The sequence below is a fragment of the Flavobacterium sp. UM26 genome (assembly GCF_057922445.1).
Genome location: NZ_JBVHCY010000002.1, coordinates 50,574 through 68,809 on the forward strand (window position 1 = coordinate 50,574; position 18,236 = coordinate 68,809).

Annotated in this window: 15 protein-coding genes; 11 read left to right on the forward strand and 4 right to left on the reverse strand. The window is 35.3% G+C overall.

Translation table 11 applies throughout. From position 1 onward, the window contains the following. The first annotated feature begins 229 nt into the window (after positions 1–229). Entirely contained in the window at positions 230–1,177 is a 948-nt protein-coding gene (locus tag ACZ1AQ_RS02610; protein WP_489631395.1) for a tRNA dihydrouridine synthase, read from the forward strand. A gap of 215 nt (positions 1,178–1,392) precedes the next feature. Here ACZ1AQ_RS02610 and ACZ1AQ_RS02615 read toward each other — a convergent pair whose 3' ends face one another. Further along, positions 1,393–1,980: a glutathione peroxidase gene (locus ACZ1AQ_RS02615; RefSeq protein ID WP_489631396.1), complete on the reverse strand. Its 588-nt coding sequence runs from the start codon at positions 1,978–1,980 to the stop codon at positions 1,393–1,395. 140 nt (positions 1,981–2,120) lie between these two features. Further along, positions 2,121–5,312 carry a cytochrome c biogenesis protein gene (locus tag ACZ1AQ_RS02620; protein ID WP_489631397.1) on the reverse strand — a complete coding sequence of 1,064 codons (3,192 nt, stop codon included), beginning with the start codon at positions 5,310–5,312 and terminating at the stop codon, positions 2,121–2,123. A 199-nt stretch (positions 5,313–5,511) separates the two neighbouring features. Between ACZ1AQ_RS02620 and ACZ1AQ_RS02625 the strand changes: the two genes are divergently transcribed. The 7 genes from ACZ1AQ_RS02625 to ACZ1AQ_RS02655 all read left to right on the forward strand — a co-directional run bounded on the left by ACZ1AQ_RS02625 (position 5,512) and on the right by ACZ1AQ_RS02655 (position 11,345). After that, on the forward strand, positions 5,512–6,273 hold the full coding sequence (locus ACZ1AQ_RS02625) for a Rossmann-like and DUF2520 domain-containing protein (protein ID WP_489631398.1): 762 nt from the start codon (positions 5,512–5,514) through the stop codon (positions 6,271–6,273). Next, positions 6,257–6,784, forward strand: a complete 528-nt coding sequence (locus ACZ1AQ_RS02630; RefSeq protein ID WP_438059490.1) for a KdsC family phosphatase — start codon at positions 6,257–6,259, stop codon at positions 6,782–6,784. Before ACZ1AQ_RS02625 ends, ACZ1AQ_RS02630 begins: the two co-directional genes overlap by 17 nt. A gap of 105 nt (positions 6,785–6,889) precedes the next feature. After that, positions 6,890–7,816, forward strand: coding sequence for a geranylgeranylglycerol-phosphate geranylgeranyltransferase (locus ACZ1AQ_RS02635; RefSeq protein ID WP_489631399.1), 927 nt, complete (start codon positions 6,890–6,892; stop codon positions 7,814–7,816). After that, on the forward strand, positions 7,809–8,390 hold the full coding sequence (locus ACZ1AQ_RS02640; protein WP_489631400.1) for a Maf-like protein: 582 nt from the start codon (positions 7,809–7,811) through the stop codon (positions 8,388–8,390). Before ACZ1AQ_RS02635 ends, ACZ1AQ_RS02640 begins: the two co-directional genes overlap by 8 nt. Positions 8,391–8,400: 10 nt before the next feature. Further along, positions 8,401–8,937: a mechanosensitive ion channel family protein gene (locus ACZ1AQ_RS02645; protein ID WP_489631401.1), complete on the forward strand. Its 537-nt coding sequence runs from the start codon at positions 8,401–8,403 to the stop codon at positions 8,935–8,937. Positions 8,938–8,969: 32 nt separating this feature from the next. Continuing rightward, on the forward strand, positions 8,970–9,473 hold the full coding sequence (locus ACZ1AQ_RS02650) for a hypothetical protein (protein WP_489631402.1): 504 nt from the start codon (positions 8,970–8,972) through the stop codon (positions 9,471–9,473). A gap of 39 nt (positions 9,474–9,512) precedes the next feature. Continuing rightward, complete coding sequence (locus tag ACZ1AQ_RS02655) at positions 9,513–11,345, forward strand: hypothetical protein (protein ID WP_489631403.1); 1,833 nt, start codon at positions 9,513–9,515, stop codon at positions 11,343–11,345. 7 nt (positions 11,346–11,352) lie between these two features. On the opposite strand, the gene ACZ1AQ_RS02660 is transcribed toward ACZ1AQ_RS02655, so the two are convergent. Next, entirely contained in the window at positions 11,353–12,312 is a 960-nt protein-coding gene (locus ACZ1AQ_RS02660; protein WP_489631404.1) for an alpha/beta hydrolase, read from the reverse strand. 153 nt (positions 12,313–12,465) lie between these two features. Here ACZ1AQ_RS02660 and ACZ1AQ_RS02665 point away from each other — a divergent pair, with 153 nt between their 5' ends. The 3 genes from ACZ1AQ_RS02665 to ACZ1AQ_RS02675 all read left to right on the forward strand — a co-directional run bounded on the left by ACZ1AQ_RS02665 (position 12,466) and on the right by ACZ1AQ_RS02675 (position 17,301). Beyond that, entirely contained in the window at positions 12,466–14,997 is a 2,532-nt protein-coding gene (locus ACZ1AQ_RS02665) for a PIG-L family deacetylase (protein ID WP_489631405.1), read from the forward strand. Positions 14,998–15,117: 120 nt separating this feature from the next. Further along, entirely contained in the window at positions 15,118–16,845 is a 1,728-nt protein-coding gene (locus tag ACZ1AQ_RS02670) for a sodium:solute symporter family protein (RefSeq protein ID WP_489631406.1), read from the forward strand. Positions 16,846–16,902: 57 nt separating this feature from the next. Continuing rightward, on the forward strand, positions 16,903–17,301 hold the full coding sequence (locus ACZ1AQ_RS02675; protein ID WP_489631407.1) for a putative quinol monooxygenase: 399 nt from the start codon (positions 16,903–16,905) through the stop codon (positions 17,299–17,301). 78 nt (positions 17,302–17,379) lie between these two features. On the opposite strand, the gene ACZ1AQ_RS02680 is transcribed toward ACZ1AQ_RS02675, so the two are convergent. Beyond that, the gene (locus ACZ1AQ_RS02680; RefSeq protein WP_489631408.1) at positions 17,380–18,225 is read right to left on the reverse strand and encodes a DUF2911 domain-containing protein; all 846 of its coding nucleotides are present in this window, start codon (positions 18,223–18,225) and stop codon (positions 17,380–17,382) included. Positions 18,226–18,236 lie beyond the last annotated feature (11 nt).

Genomic DNA, 18,236 nt, shown 5'->3' on the forward strand with positions numbered 1-18,236 from the left:
AATAAAAGCTACTAATTTTGGCTAAAGCCATTGAAACATTCAAATTTTAACCCCTCCAACTAAAGTTGGAGGCAATTAATCTCTAAAAAAATAACTGAATAATTACAATTAGAGTAATCTGTCGGCTTCTCTTTATTTTATTAATTCGTGAATTCGTGGCTAAAACAGAAAAACAATTAATGAGTCGCCTTCCACTAGAATGACTTATCTTTGCAGCTTTATTACAACTATGAGATTTACATTGCTTTCTTCACCTCTGCAAGGATTCACCGATTACCGATTTCGAAATGCACAACAAAAATATTTTGGCGGTATCGACACTTTCTATTCACCTTACATTCGATTGAATGGAAAATTGGTTATCAAAAACTCCTATCACAGAGATTTACTCCCCGAAAACAATAATACACTTGAAGTAATTCCGCAAGTAATCACAAACGATGCCGAAGAATTTTTATTTGTTGCCCGCTATGTAAAAGAATTGGGTTACAAAGAACTCAATTGGAACCTAGGTTGTCCCTACCCGATGGTCACCAAATCTGGTATGGGTTCAGGACTGATCAGTAATACCGAAAAAATCAATCATATACTCGACAGAGCGCACACCGAAACAGACATCATTGTTTCGATGAAAATGCGTTTAGGCTACGAATCGCCACAGGAAATATTGGACGTCCTTCCAATTTTGGATCAGTATCCCATAAAAAACATTGCCATTCATGCGCGTTTAGGAAAACAAGTATACAAAGGAGGTGTCGATTTGGAAGGGTTTCAAAACTGCATTGACAATACAAAACATAAACTATATTATAACGGAGACATCACTTCGGTGACACAATTTCAAAAGATGCAGCAACGTTTCCCGAGTATCGACCACTGGATGATTGGTCGCGGGTTGATTGCAGACCCATTTCTTCCCAATATGATCAAAAACAACACTTTTGAATATCCAAAAAATAAAATGGAAGTGTTTCGTCAGTTTCACGACACACTATACGAAGGCTACAGCGAATCCTTATCTGGTGCGACTCATATTTTATTGAAAATGCATCATTTGTGGGAGTACTTTTCGGTACTTTTTTCCAATCCGCATAAAGTGCATAAGCATATCAAAAAAGCCAAAAGCATTAAAAATTATGAAGCTACAGTAAAAGAAGTTATAGCCAAAGAATCGTAATTTTTACCGCAAATTACTTTGTCTATTCGCTATCGCTCGGGTCACAAATTATTTTTTTAATCGTTTTGAATTGAAACGCAGCTTTAGCAAAATAAATTTTGTGAATCTGCGGTTCTTTTTTACCACCAAAAGATTGACCTTTCAAAAAAAAAGAGCTTGCAAAGCAAACTCTCTTTTCCAAATTAAATTACTAAAAACAGATTTATAATAACAAACTAACTTTTTATCCAATTTACAATTTTTGGGTCGGTAGGTAAAGTTCTAGGTGAAATAACATCTACTAACTCCCCTTTTTCGTTTAATAAGTATTTCTGAAAATTCCATTCTACTTCAGAATCTTTAAGTCCGTTTTTTGCTTTTTGAGTCAAAAATTGGTACACAGCACACATATCACTTCCTTTAACCGATACTTTATCCATCATAGGGAAAGTTACGCCATAATTTTGCTGACAGAAGGTAGCAATTTCTTCTTTAGTGCCAGGCTCTTGAGAAGCAAAATTATTGGCAGGAAAACCTACAATTACAAATCCTTTGCTGCTATACTCTTTATATAATGCTTCTAAATCTTTGTATTGAGGTGTCAAACCACACTTAGAAGCAGTGTTGACAATCATGATTTTTTTGCCTTTTAAAGTAGCAAAATCAAAGGTTTCGCCATATAAATCAGTTACTTTAAATTGATAGATGGTTTCTTTGGCAAGATTGGTAGTCATAACTGTAGAATTAACTTTTGAGGTTTGTGCTTGATTTTGACAACTAAAAAATAGTAATGCGAGGCTTACTATTGAAACTAAATTTTTCATACTGTAATTTTTTTATAAAAATAACTATTTATTTGTTTTCAAAACCATCGAAATTAAATCAACAAAAGTTAATTTTTTACAAAAAAAAAATCAGCTAATGTTTCGATTAGCTGATTTTGAGAATAAGTTACTGTTTACCGTTACTTTTTGTAATACTTCTTATATTTTGGATAAGCTAAAGCTCCGAGGAATGTAATCGTTCCTAAAGAATACCAAATCCAACTCAAGGATTTTGCTTCTCCACTCGCATAAGAATGCAAACCTACCAAGTGAAAATTTACCCCATAATATGTGAATAAAATCGAAAGAAACGCATACATGCTCATCAAATTAAACACCCATTTTCCTCGTAATGAAGGAACGAATCGCATGTGAATTACAAAAGCATACACCATAATACTGATTAAAGCCCAAGTTTCTTTTGGATCCCAGCCCCAATAACGTCCCCAACTTTCGTTAGCCCACTGGCCACCCAAAAAGTTTCCTATCGTTAACATTACTAATCCAATAGTTAATGCCATTTCATTGATATAGGACAACTCTTGTATATTCAAATCCATTTTGGCTTTGTTCTTGTCATTAGTAAAGAAAATCAGTAACAAAGAAACAAATCCTAGAATCATACCTAGCGCAAATGGTCCATAACTCGCAACAATAACTGCCACGTGTATCATTAACCAGTAGGAATTCAAAACTGGTTGTAAGTTTGCAATTTCAGGATCAATCCAATTGGCATAAGCAGCTGCTAAAATCATTGCCGTAACGAAAGCCGACGAAGCCACAGTTAGTTTTGATTTTCGATCAAAAGCCAATCCAAAGAACATGGTAGCCCATGCAATATAGATAATGGATTCGTATGCATTACTCCATGGTGCGTGACCAGAAATATACCATCTAGCTATCAATCCTACAGTATGCAAAGCAAACAAAACTCCAATAAAAACATGAAATCCATTAATTATGATGCGCAACGCTTTTCTATCTTTAAATATTTGAATGATGGTAAAAATTAACATCATAACTGCGGCAAATAAATACAAATACGGTAATTTTTGAAAAACATCATACTTGTTATATGCAATTTCAAGGTCAATTTTTTCTTCGGTAGGTCTTACTTTTGCGCCAAACTTCTTTTGATATCCATTGATACTTTCCAACAATTCATCGGAGGTGTCATAAGATTGAGTTTTAATGGCGTTATTCAACGTACCAAAATACAAAGGCAAAATGCTTTTGGTATAAGTTGAATCCATACCTTTCAATCCCGCTTCATTCAACTCTAAGTAAGAAACCCATTTTGAATTTTCATGATTAGGTATTGGGAAAATTTTCAAGATGCGTCCACTCAATGCCGATTCCATCAAGTTAACTTTTTTATCGGTTTCGATAAAATCTTTTTCAAACTGATTCGGGTTAGCAGCTTTGTAGGCTGCATCTAAATAAGGAGATAATTTATAATTTCCTTTTTCATCAAAAAATTTGATGAATGGAGCAAATTTATCTTTGCTATCAATTCCGATAATTTTGCGAATACTATCGTTTTTGGGTGTGATATAAATCAGAGGCACTTCCAACCAAATATTCGCAAATTGTGTCATAGACAAAAACACCTGATCAGAATTCATTCCTTTAAAAGTGTCTGAATGGCTCACTTTTCGCAACAATTCAGATGAAAACGTATTGATAGGTTTCATCCTTCCTCCAGCATCTTGAATAATCAATCGTCCAAATTTAGCTGCATGTTCTGCTTTGATTGTATTGGTTTTCAACAGCGCATCCAATTCAGCTTCGGTTGGTGCTTTTCGGGTATGCATCACGGATTGTTCGTGATTATGACCGTCACCATCTGTATGATTATGTCCGTCGTGATTTTGTGCAAAACCATGCAATCCAAACAACAAGAAGAAGATTGATAGAAGTTTCGCTTTCTTGTTCTTAACTATATCTAGTTTTCTTTTCAAATCACCAAAACGAGAATGTTTGGTAAATAAAATGGCCATCATAGCAAAATACAACAAAAAGTATCCTAGATAAGTGATGTTGGTTCCCCAAAAATCATGATTTACTGAAAGGACTGTACCTTTTTCATCAGGATCAAAAGAGGATTGAAAGAAGCGATACTGTTTATGGTCCAAGACATGATTCATATAAATACGTGCGTCAAAATTTTCTTTGCCATCCAAAACAGTGACTTGGCTCTCAAAAGCCGAATAACTCTTTTCTGTTCCAGGATATTTGGTCGCTATAAAATCATTCAGTTTTACTTTGAAAGGCAATTGATATTCTTTACTACCATAAAAAATGGCAAAATCTAATTTTCCAATTTTAACCGTTTTAGGCTCGCCCACTTTACCTTTAGAACCCAAAATAGTTAGTTTCTCAGTCTTTCCTTGCGAAGTAATACTCAATTCTAAAGCATCTTCGTGGTTTTTTGCTTTAAAATCATTATTCGATTCATAAGCTATTATTCCTTTAACTGCAGGCTCTGGAAATACAATACGCTTTTCGCCAATAGAATATAGGGAACGCATCATCAAGGGTTGTACCACATCTTTGCTTACTTTTCCTTGCAACTTATCGGCCATACGCATAAAGTTACCTTCAAAAGGGGTTTGGATAGTGTACTCTTTTCCCGTAGTTGTAATATTGATCGCCCCTTCGGTATATTTATTTAAAGCATATAAGACGTTGTGAATATTTTGTACTTCGCCCTCTTTCAAGAAATGCTCTTCTCGCCCACCTTCACCAGCTTCTACGATTTTTAGATACAAAACTCCTTTAGGATCGGGTTTGATATATTCTTTGGCTCCCATGATAAAGTTCTCGTAGTTGACTTCAAAAGGAATATCGGCAAATTCATCAGAAATCGAAAAATTATTATCAGTTACCGGAGATAACAAAACCGGTTCTTCAAAAGTACGACGTCTTGGTTCTCCTTTGTATTCACCATCGACAAAAACGGTAACAAAAGTCTTATCTGAAAAAATGCGACTTTCTGTAGCACCTTCACGGATAGGCATCATCCCTTCGTAACTAATGTAACGCGTGATAAACGCACCAATGATAATGAAAATAAAAGCCAAATGCAGCAATAACGTCGCCCATTTTTCTTTCTTTAACAACTGATATCTTTTGATATTTCCGAAGAAGTTAATCAAGAAAAACACATGAATTGCTTCAAACCACCAAGCATTGTAAATCCATATTTTGGCTGTATCAGTATTGTATTTACTTTCGATAAAAGTTCCTGTTGCCATGGCCACTGCGTAGACAATAAATAAAACGGCCATCAAACGAGTTGAAAATAAAAAGGAGTAGTATTTTTTATCCATTTATATTATGAATTGATTTTGTAAAAGTGTCGCAAAAGTACTTAAATATTGTTGATTTGAAACGAACGCACTTGTTAATTTAATCTAAAATTAAGCCTTCGAATTACTCCGAAAAAACGCTAAAAATGTCGACCCAAAAGTCAAATATTGAGCAAAACAATCCCTTTTATCACTATAAAAAAATCACTATTTTTGCGAGATGATCAAAGTAACACTTATTGGCGCTGGCAACGTAGCACAACATCTTATTTCGACATTTCTAACCACAACGGATATAGAAATTGTACAGGTTTATGCCCGAAGTACAACTACAGTAATCCCTCAATTGGATTCAAAAAAAATCATCTCAAATTTTAGCGACTTGAAAGAGGCCGATGTCTATATCATTGCCGTTTCTGATGATGCTATTGCCCATGTATCGGCACAATTACCATTTGAAAACCGCTTGGTTGTTCATACTTCTGGAGCGGCTCCTTTAGACTTTTTGCACGATAAAAATAGAAAAGGAGTTTTTTATCCCCTGCAAACGTTCACTAAAGGGAAACCTGTAAACTTTAAAGTAATTCCCATGTGTCTAGAAACTTCTATACCTGAGGACTATCCCATTTTGGAGAAAGTCGCAACTGCCATTTCAGATAATGTTCACGCCATCAACTCTCATCAACGAAAAGCATTACATGTGGCAGCAGTTTTTGTAAATAATTTCACCAACTATTTATACCAACTAGGAAATGACATCTGTAACGAAAACCACGTTCCGTTTGACATTTTAAAACCTTTAATCCTCGAAACAGCCGAAAAACTTCTGACATTATCTCCAAAAGAAGCTCAAACAGGACCTGCCAAACGCAATGATATTTCGACCATAGCGGCGCATGAATCTTTTTTATCCAATGAAAATCAATCGACTATATATAAAATCTTAACCCAATCTATACAAAATCATGGCAAAAAGTTATAAAGAAATAATGAATGATATTACTACGTTTGTGTTTGACGTAGACGGCGTACTTACTGATGGTTCTGTATTTGTAAATAACGCAGGCGAAATGCTAAGAACGATGAACATTCGTGATGGTTACGCACTAAAAGCAGCAGTAGATAACGGCTATAATGTTTGTATTATTTCTGGCGGAAGCAATGAAGGTGTTCGAGTACGCCTGAGAAATCTAGGCATTACCGACATTCATTTAGGCACCCCTGACAAAGTAGCGACTTTTGATGAATATACCGATGTTTATGGTATCGCACCCGAAAACGTTCTGTACATGGGAGACGATATTCCTGATTATCACGTGATGCAATTGGTAGGATTACCAACTTGTCCGCAAGACGCAAGTCCAGAAATAAAAGCCATTTCAAAATATATTTCGCATAAAAATGGCGGTAAGGGAGCCGTTAGAGACGTCATTGAGCAAGTGATGAAAGTACAAGGAAAATGGATGGAAAGTTTTGATGGAAAACACGATTAGAAGCGTGATGTAATAAGTTAGAAAATAGAAGCTATAAAAAATAATCCTTGAGTTTCAGAATCAAAATCCAATCCCAGATTATAAAACTAAACCCGTCCAAAAACAATGAAATACCTCCAAGTAGTACGTTATCAAAACTTACTTTTATTAGCCCTGATGCAGTTGATTTTGCGATTCAGTTTTTTGAAAGAACAAAATTGTAGCTTGGCTTTATCCGACTTCCAGTATGTAATGTTGGTTTTAGCCACACTTTTTATTGCAGCTGGCGGTTATGTTATCAACGATATTTTTGACCAAGATACTGACGCCATCAACAAACCCGAAAAAGTAATCATTGGTAAAACCATCAAAGAGGGGCAAGCATATAACTTGTATGCAGGTTTAACCATTATTGGTGTATGCATTGGTTTTTACCTTTCGAATGCTATTGACAAACCCAATTTTGCGGCATTATTTATTTTGATAGCAGCAGCTCTCTACTTTTATGCAACCACACTAAAGCAAATGTTGCTGATTGGCAATATCATTGTCGCCTTACTACTAGCCCTAAGCGTATTGATTATTGGAATTTTTGATTTGTTTCCAGTGACTAATGCAGAGAATCAGCAACAAATGATACAAATTTTCAGCATACTAATTGACTATGCCTTTTTTGCTTTTATGCTTCATTTGATTCGTGAGCTAACCAAAGATTTAGAGGATATTGAAGGTGATGACCATCAAGGTATGAACACTTTGCCCATTCGTTTAGGAATTTCAAAAACTACCAAATTGATAGCGGTTTTGAGTCTTATCCCCATCGGCTTATACCTCACTTATATGTATCGATACTTTGTTTTGAATGACTTACATTTTATTACTATTTACAGTTTAATTTTTATCATTGCTCCTTTTTTGTATTTTACCATCAAAATAGCAACTGCTAAAACCAAAACTGAGTTTCATCACTTGAGCATTGTTCTCAAATGGATTGTGTTTTTCGGACTCTTTCTATTGCCCATTCTAACGTACAATATTCAACACCATGCTTAAAAATAAACTAGCGCAATATCGAATTATTTTGGCTTCGGGATCACCAAGAAGACAACAGTTTTTTAAAGATCTGGATTTAGATTTCGAAATTCGTCTCAAAGAAGTCGCAGAAGTTTTTCCAGATACTTTAAAAGGTGAAGAAATAACAAGTTATCTATCTATACTGAAAGCCAATGCATTCGAGGATGAATTACAAGATAATGACCTTCTGATTACAAGTGACACTATTGTTTGGCACAAAAATTGTCCGTTAGGGAAGCCGAAAGATACCCAAGATGCCTTTGAAATCTTGAAGTCGTTATCAAACAACACACATGAGGTCATCACTTCTGTATGTTTCAAAACAAAAAATAAAACAGATATCATTTCTGAGACCACGAAAGTAACATTTAATGCATTGAGTGACGAAGCCATTCAATATTATTTAGACAATTACCAACCTTTTGATAAGGCTGGAGCCTATGGAATTCAAGAATGGATTGGATTTATTGGGGTTTCAAAAATAGAAGGGTCATATACTAACGTAATGGGAATGCCAACCGATAAAGTATTTGATTATCTAAACAAACTTTAAGCTGAAAATTATGGACTTTTTTAATCAATATCTTAAAGAAGAAATTAGTACAGGAATACTTTTACTCCTTGTTTTTCTAGCTCGAACGTTGATTGCAAAACTAATAAGAAAGTATGCAAAAACGAGCGAAATAATAGAGAGAAGAACTAACTTGGTCATCAAGTACATTAACATATTGATTAATATTTTAGCGGTTATTACCTTAATATTAATTTGGGGAGTACAACCCAAAGATATTTTTATTACCATTTCATCAGTAGCAACGGTTATTGGTGTCGCTATGTTTGCACAATGGTCTATTTTGAGCAACATCACTGCGGGAATTATTTTGTTCTTTTCGTTTCCGTTCAAAATTGGTGATATTATTTTAATACACGACAAAGAATATCTCGTTGAGGGAGAAATTGAAGATATTGGTGCTTTTCACGTAACTATCCGCTCCAAAGACGGTGAAATGGTTATTTATCCCAATAATTTATTTTTCCAAAAAGGAATTTCAATCGTAAAAAAGAGTTCCTCCGATACCAATAATGAATTTACAGATTAAATTATAATGAATATTAACCAAATCTATATACAATGAAAACAATTAAATTATTCCTTATTGGAATGCTACTCCTTGGAGCACCTACTACCAAGGCACAAGTTTCTATCAATGTAAACATTGGTACTCCACCAGCATGGGGTCCTGTGGGTTATGACGATGTAGCTTATTATTTTTTACCAGATATTCAAATTTACTTTGACATTCGCAAATCGGAATACATTTATTTTGATAACGGACGCTGGATTCGTTCTCGCAGATTACCAAGACATTGTAGAAATTATGATTTATATCGAGGATATAAAGTACCTTTAACCAACTATAGAGGAAACACTCCTTATGTTTATTACAATACCCACAAAGTAAAGTATTATAAAGGTTATAAAGGAAAACCTCAAAAAACAAGAGGACATTACAAAAATGAAGAGCGTTATGAAGAGCGTTATGAAGAGCGTCATGACAATAGACGTGATGAACATCATGAAAGAGGTCATGGAAAACATCATGATAAAGGAAATCACGGAAAAGGAAGAGATTAACCCTTTTTTCATCTAATGAATTTAAAAACAGTACTAACTATGAACCAAACAAAAAAATTTGCTTTATTAGTGGTACTGTTTTTTTTGTATCAGTTAAGCTATTCGCAACAAGAAAAACCAAAAGCGGATAGTGCCAAAATCTACAAAAACATCCAACAATTTTCTGAAAAGAAAAAAGCAACAAGTTTTTTGCATCGCTTAATCTTTAGACCCATAAAACCCAAACTACCTCAAAAAAAAGTTGCTAAAATCGATTTTGGTCCCTACCAAGACAAAACCATTAGAAGCATCACAATAACTACTTTTGATCCGTTTGGCAAAAGAGTGCAAAACATGGATAACACTATTTCCTCAAAAACACTCAACACGGCAGAAAAATTGGGTAACCAATTACATATAAAATCCAAAGACTATACAATTCGCAAAGTATTGCTGATCAAAGAAAATGAACTTTTGGATTCTTTAATGGTTAAAGAAAGTATGCGTTTGATTCGAACACAACGCTTTGTTAATAGTGTAGCGATACATATGGAAATTGTTCCTGAGAACCCCGACTTTGTTGATGTTTTTATTCAGGTTTTGGATTCATGGAGTTTAATTCCAAATGCTTCTTTTAGCAATACCGAAACAACACTAAAACTCAAAGAACGTAATTTTCTAGGGCAAGGTCACGAAATTCGGGGCGAATATACTAATCGTTTCAAAGATGGTCAAAACGGCCATTTGTTGCAATACACAGTAAATAATTTCAGAAAAACGTTCATCAAATTACAAGCTACTAACCAGAAAGAAGTCACAAATAATTACAACAGAAGTTTGGAAGCTTCTAGATTATTTGTTTCGCCTTTGACTAAATGGGGAGGCGGTATTCTCTATGAACAACGTTTCAGACAAGATACTTTGGCTGATAAAAACGGCGTTTTTGCCCAGCAGCCCTTTAAATACAATACCGATGATTATTGGCTCGGACATGCTTTCTCGTTGGATAATGACAATTCTGAGAAAAACAAAATTACCAACTTGATTGTAGCTGGGCGTTTTTTGAACCTCAATTTTTTAGAAAATCCTCTTGAAACTTATGATAGCATCGGATTCTATACAGACGAAAAACTACTGCTCACGAGCGTGGGTATCAATGCAAGAAACTTTATCCAAGAACGCTATCTGTTCAACAACGGAATAATAGAAGATGTCCCGATTGGAAAAACATATAGTCTAACCACGGGCTATCAAAGAAAAAATCATATTGGGCAGTTGTATGTAGGCACAAGAGCTTCGTTTGGGAATTACTACCGCTGGGGATTCTTTAGTTTAAATGCCGAATGGGGAGCGTTTTTTCAGAATTCCAAAACATCTCAATCTGCATTTACATTTCAAGCCAATTATTTTACCAAATTATACGAGATTGGCGATTGGAAAATCAGACAGTTCTTAAAACAACGAGTCGTTATAGGTAGTCACCGATTGGCTTCAACTGGAGACCGAATCACTTTAAATGGCGAATATGGAATTCCCGGATTCAATAATGCGTTATATGGAACCAAAAAAATGGTTTTTAGTGCGCAAACACAAAGTTATTCTCCATGGAATCTCTGGGGTTTTCGTTTGAATCCATTTTTTAATTATACCATTGGAGTCATCGGAAATGATAAAAAGACAAACTTAAAGAATCAAACCTACTCGAGTATTGGATTGGGTTTTATCATTAACAACGACTATTTGGTGTTTAGCTCCTTCCAGTTATCGTTTGCTTACTATCCCACTACATTTGGTCCCGATGATAAAAATTTCAGAACGAATGCATTTGAAACCAGTGATTTTGGCTTACTTGATTTTGAGTTGAATAAACCTCGAACAGTAATTTACAAGTAAAGTAAAATCATTTCATAATTTGCTTTAACCACTCAAACAAAGAAAAATATACTTGTTCCCGAACCTGAAGGGGTGACAAAATCAAATCATGCATTCCGCCTTCTATTTCTATGATAGTGCGTTTTGGAGCAAGAATCCTCTCAGCTCCTTCTTTAATGTCTTTTACATTCAAAATAGCATCGCCTTCAAAAAAAGAAGCATTCCAATCATTACTATAAATCGATTGGTGAGAATGCATCACCAAAATAGGTCGGGTGAGAATTATTCCTTTTTTAATTTTAGTATGCCCTTGATGAATTGCACTAATCCAACCTGAATTTAAAGCTGGAACCAAATGCGGTTTCCATACCAAATTGTAATTCCACTCTCCTTTCTTTTCAACATGCAAGCTATGACCATACCATTCTGATATCTTTCCAGGAAGTAACACATCTGGAAAATACTTTCCGAAAAGTGCAACCATTGGAACTAGCAAGCGCTTTTGATAGCTAGGCATATTCATATCATAGAACGGACTATTGCAAAAAATAGCATCAAATTTTTCATTTCCAACTCGTTCAGAAGCATACAAGGTAACCAACAACCCACCTGTGGAATGGCCCGATAACAAAACTTTTTCGTTGCCTTCTTGTCGAATTATATCTAAAGCTTCATCCAAATCAGCAAAATATTCTGTTAAGCTACGCATGTTATTACTCTTTTGATGGGGCAAAGTTGAACGGCCGTATTTGCGTAAATCAATTGCATAAAAATGATACTCCTTTTCATTAAATCTATGAGCCATATCCGACTGAAAGAAATAATCATTAAAACCATGAACATATAACACCGCTTTGTTGCTAGGCATACTGCACTGTTTTCTGATTACAGTAGCAACAACTTTACCTTCATAATCATCGGGTTGGTTAATAGTTGCAAACTCAAATCCATTTCCTAAATAATCTGATTGATACGTTATTTTTTTCATAGCATAAATAAGAAGTGACTCTAAAGTAGTAATTTATAAGTAAAAACATCAGTGTAGCTTATAAAATCATAAATAATTAGCATTAACAAAAATTAACAAAAATTACCAACTCTTAATTACTATTTTTGAATCGTATCAATAACAAAAAATTCTATGCAGCAGTCAATAGTTAAAACGGCATTCCTTTTATTACTATCCTCTACACTTACTTTTGCACAAAAACCTTCAAAACCGAACTCGGTAGAAATTTATAACCAAATTCAAAAAATCAATTTTCTGGGTTCCGTACTTTATGTAGCGGCTCATCCAGATGATGAAAATACCCGATTGATTTCCTATTTAGCCAACGAGACCAAAGCTAGAACCGCCTATTTATCTTTAACTCGAGGTGATGGAGGTCAAAATCTAATTGGTGCACAACTGCGCGAACTGCTTGGGGTTATTCGTACGCAAGAACTTATCGAAGCACGAAAAATTGATGGTGGAGAGCAACTTTTCTCTAGAGCCAATGATTTTGGATTTTCTAAAAACCCTACCGAAACTTTGGCAATTTGGGACAAAGACAAAGTCCTTGCCGATGTAGTTTGGGCGATTCGTAAATTCCAACCCGATGTAATCATTAACCGTTTTGACCATCGCTCTCCAGGAACGACTCACGGACATCACACCGCATCAGCAATGTTGAGTGTCGAAAGTTTTAATCTAACCAATAATCCTTCTGTTTATCCGGAACAACTTAAATACGTTCAGCCTTGGCAAGCCAAACGCCAATTCTTTAATACCTCATGGTGGTTTTATGGTTCGCAAGAAAAATTTAATGCCGCAGACAAAACCAATCTAATTGCGATGCAAACTGGAGTTTATTACCCAAACATCGGGAAATCCAACCAAGAAATTGCTGCATTGAGCAGAAGTTCTCATCAATCACAAGGATTTGGAAGCACAGGAACTCGAGGTGAAGAAACGGAATACTTAGAATTTTTAAATGGTGAAAGAGTCCCTACAAATGGTTCTCTTTTTGACGGAATTGATACGAGCTGGAATCGTGTTAAAGGAGGAAAAGCCATTGGCGAAATCCTAAATTTGATAAGCAAAGAATTCAATCATAACAATCCTTCGGCTAGCATTCCAAAACTAGTTAAAGCCTACCAAATGATGTTGCAATTAGACGAAAATCATTGGTCAAAACAAAAAGCAGCCGAAACCAAAAAAATTATTGCAGCTTGCGCTGGATTATATCTAGAGGCCGTTGCTCCAACACAAGAAACGACGCCCGGAAGTAGTTTAAAATTAAAGATAGAAGCCATCAATCGCTCTACAATTCCAATGGTTTTAAAAAGTGTGACCACATTGCCTAACCAAAGCACAACGGTACAGAATGCAACTCTACAAGCAAACAAACTACTCAACTTTGCTCTTGATTTGCAATTACCAGAAACAATTGCTTACACGCAACCCTATTGGTTGGCTGAAGAAGCTACTGTGGGAATGTATACTGTTAGTAACCCAACTGAAATTGGACTGCCTGAAAAAGAAAGAGATGTCAAAGTGGTGTTTACCGTAAGCATTGAAGGTGTTGAGATTCCCTTTGAACGTACAGTTGTTTACAAACATAATGACGATGTAAAAGGCGAAATGTACAATTTCTTGGATATCGTTCCGGAAGCCACATCATCCTTTACAGAGAAAGTTTTGTTATTTACCAATGAAAAAAGCAAAACCGTTGGCGTGAAAATCAAAGCTGGCAAAGATGCGGTAAAAGGAATCGTTCAGTTGGAGTTAGGAAAAGATTGGAAAATATATCCCGCTTTTATAGAAGTAAATTTGGATAAAAAAGGGAACGAAAAAACCGTTTATTTTACCGTGACTCCACCTAAAAATAATCAAGAGATTGTAGCCAAAAGTATAGTGGTTATTGGTGACAAACAATTGAACAAAAGCCAAATCAATATCGATTTTAATCATATCACTAAACAACAAGTTCTTAAAAACGCCGAGGCTAAGTTCTTGCGTGTAGATTTGAAAACCAATAATGAAAAAATCGCCTACATTATGGGCGCTGGCGATGAAGTTCCCTCGAGCTTAGAGCAAATGGGCTATCAAGTAACTATTTTGAAACCCGAAGAAATCACACCTGAGCGTTTGGCTACGTTTGATGTAGTGATGACAGGAGTTCGAGCTTACAATACTGTTCAGGCTTTGGCCAACAAACAAGCGCTTTTATTTGAATTCGTCAAAGAAGGCAAAACAATGATTGTTCAGTATAACACCACGGATGATTTGGTGACACCCAACCTTGCTCCTTATCCGCTAAAAGTTTCTCGTGACCGAGTAACAGAAGAAGATGCCGAAGTTCGTTTCTTGGCTCCTAACCATCCGATTTTGAATTATCCTAATAAGATTACAGCCAATGATTTCAAAGGCTGGAAACAAGAACAAGGATTGTATTATCCTAATACGTTTGATGCTGCCTTCACTCCTATCTTATCCTCTAATGACAAAGGCGAAACTCCAAAAAACGGAGCTTTGTTAGTAGCACCATACGGAAAAGGCAACTATATTTACACTGGCTTAAGCTTTTTTAGAGAACTACCTGAAGGCGTTCTTGGCGCTTTTAAATTGATGGCCAATACCATTTCTGTAAAATCAGAAACCAAAATGCCTGCTCCAAAAATTAACAACTAACCCCACACTATGGAACCCAAGAAAGAAAAAATTTGGAAAAAGGACTACACCTATGTATTGGTGGCCAATATTGTCTACATATTGATTTTTTGTCTCATTATGAAATTATACGCCTAGCTTATGCAATTATTTGATTGGATTATTTTATTGACCACCCTTTTATTCATTGTCATTTATGGCGTTTGGAAAACCAAAGGAAGTAAAAACGTTGAAGATTTCATTTTGGGTAACAACGAAACACCTTGGCATGTTGTTGGTCTTTCTGTGATGGCAACTCAAGCCAGTGCAATCACATTTTTATCCACTCCCGGGCAAGCGTATCACGATGGTATGGGTTTCGTACAGTTCTATTTTGGGTTACCTATTGCAATGGTGTTAATATGCGCGACTTTCATTCCTATTTATCACAAATACAAAGTCTATACAGCCTACGAATATTTAGAAAAACGATTTGATTTAAAAACACGTTCCTTAGCTGCGGTTTTGTTTTTAGTACAACGCGGATTAGGTACAGGATTGACCATCTATGCTCCAGCTATTATTTTATCGGCTATATTGGGTTGGAATTTGACCTATATGAACATTTTCATTGGGATTTCGGTGATTATTTATACTTTTTCTGGAGGAACCAAGGCCGTAAACGTGACGCAAAAACAACAGATGTTTGTGATTATGTCTGGTATGTTCATCACTTTTTTCCTGATTTTACACTATTTGCCCAACGATATGACTTTCTCTAGTGCCTTGCACATTGCAGGAGCCAATGACAAAATGAACATTGTAGATTTTTCTTTTGACCCAGAACAAAAATATACGTTTTGGAGTGGGATTACAGGAGGCTTTTTCTTGGCTTTAGCTTATTTTGGAACGGACCAATCACAAGTAGGACGCTATTTGTCTGGAAAATCGGTTCGAGAAAGTCAGATGGGATTGATTATGAACGGACTGCTCAAAGTACCGATGCAATTCTTTATCTTATTGACTGGTGTTATGGTTTTTGTCTTTTTCCAATTCAATCCTGTTCCGCTTAACTTCAATCCGAATAACAAAACGGTAATTGAAAATTCGAAATACAAAAAGGAATATCAAGCCTTAGAAAACAAGCTCAATGCTTTATCAGAAGACAAAAAAGTTATCAATTTATTGTACATAGACCAATTGAATCAGGATTATGACAATCCGACTTTGCGCAAGGAATTGGTAGCTTTATCAAACAAAGAAAAGGATTTACGCGACCGTGCCAAAGACATTATTTCAAAAGCCGACCCCGATAGCGAAACCAATGATAAAGATTATGTTTTTTTCCATTTCGTACTCAATTATCTTCCCAAAGGTTTAATTGGTTTATTATTAGCAGTAATCCTTTCGGCAGCTATGTCTTCGACTGCTTCTGGATTGAGTGCTTTGGCCTCAACCACAGCAATTGATATATACAAACGTAATCTCAAGACCGAAAAATCAGAAACTCATTATTTGAATGCAACGAAGTTTTTCACTTTGATGTGGGGAGTAATCGCTATTCTATTTGCTTGTATTGGTACCTTATTCGAGAACTTAATTCAATTAGTAAACATTATTGGTTCAATATTTTACGGTACTGTTTTAGGGATATTCTTAGTTGGTTTTTATCTCAAAAAAGTACAATCACAAGCCGTGTTTTATAGTGCAGTAATCAGTCAAATAACCATTTTTATCATTTACTATTTTGCGATTTTCATCTATCCGAGTGGTGAAGAAAAATTAGGGTATTTGTGGCTGAATTTTATTGGTGCATTACTAACTATTGTTCTATCTATTGTGATTCAAATGCTAGTACCAAAAAAGGAAATAGCCATTGAGGTTGAATAGCTAAATGATAAAAAAATCATTAAAACTATACTTTTTCATAAAACAAATACAATACAGATGAAGGCTATCAAAAAAAAGAAACTATTAGGAATAAGCTTAGTCGTACTGTTTTGGGCTATGGCTGAAAACACTAGAGCACAGGAAAAACAAATGGTTCGAATTGCAAAAATAAAAGTGCATCCAACCCATCTTGATGCCTATAACAAAGCCTTAAAAGAGCAAATGAATGCTGCGATTCTACTTGAGCCAGGTGTACTCACTTACTACGCAGTTTCGGATAAGAATGCACCAACTAACATTACCATTTTAGAAATCTACGCTGACACAATTGCTTACCAATCTCATATTGAAACCGTTCATTTTAAAAAGTATAAAACTACTGTAAAAGATATGGTACAATCATTAGAACTCATAGATGTCGACCTTATTGCAGCAGCAGTAAAAGATAAAAAATGAGTTTTTATAATATCCCTTAAAGAAAAAAAATCCCGTTCTTATGATAAGAACGGGATTTTTTAAGTTTACAATTGCAAGTTATTTTTTACTCCACTCAGCAATACTGTCTTTGTTCATTTTTACGTAATCTTGATTTTTAGCCGCCTCAGCTGCTGCTAGAGATTGTTTTGCAGTTTCGATAGCACCCGCTTTATCTCCTTGTTTGGCTTGTATCAATGATTTCAAACGCAAGAACCAAAATGGTTTTTCTGGGCTTAATTCTAAAGCTTTGTCCACATACGTTCTTGATTTTGTTACATCACCATTCGCTTGGAATAAGTATTGAGCAGCCGAAAAATAATCATTCGCTGTTGGACCTGCTAACACTTTTTCTATACTGGCTGTAGCAATTTTTTGAGTTGGTACTTCAAACTTCATAGAAACTGAAGAGTTTTCCCAAGCCATATCCAAATGTCCAGAATTCAAATCTAGATTGTTGATTCCGATAGTGAAAGATTCTACTGCTTTTGGCAAAGCTTCTTCTTTTACAGTAGTTCTCAAAGCTACATTCGCTTCTTTGAATTCTTCTGGTAATCCCCAGTTGTCTGTAGTTGTGTAGAAAATAATTTCCCAGCTTTCGATTTTTGGAATTGTATACAAAGCATATTTTCCTTTTTTCAAGGTTTTACCATCAATCACTACATCATCAGAAAATGAAATCGTAGTATTAGCATTTGCACCTGTTCTCCATAATTTTCCAAAAGGAACTAGATTTCCAAAAACTGGTCTTCCTTTGGCGGCAGGTCTTGAATACACCACTTCTACATCCGTTAAGCCCACCGTTTGGGTAATAGTAGCTTTCGGGCTTGCTGCTGGGGTTTTTACTTGTGCTTCAATCGTGAAATTCGCAATAAAAATCGCTAAAGCAATAATAATTTTTTTCATCTTTTTAAATT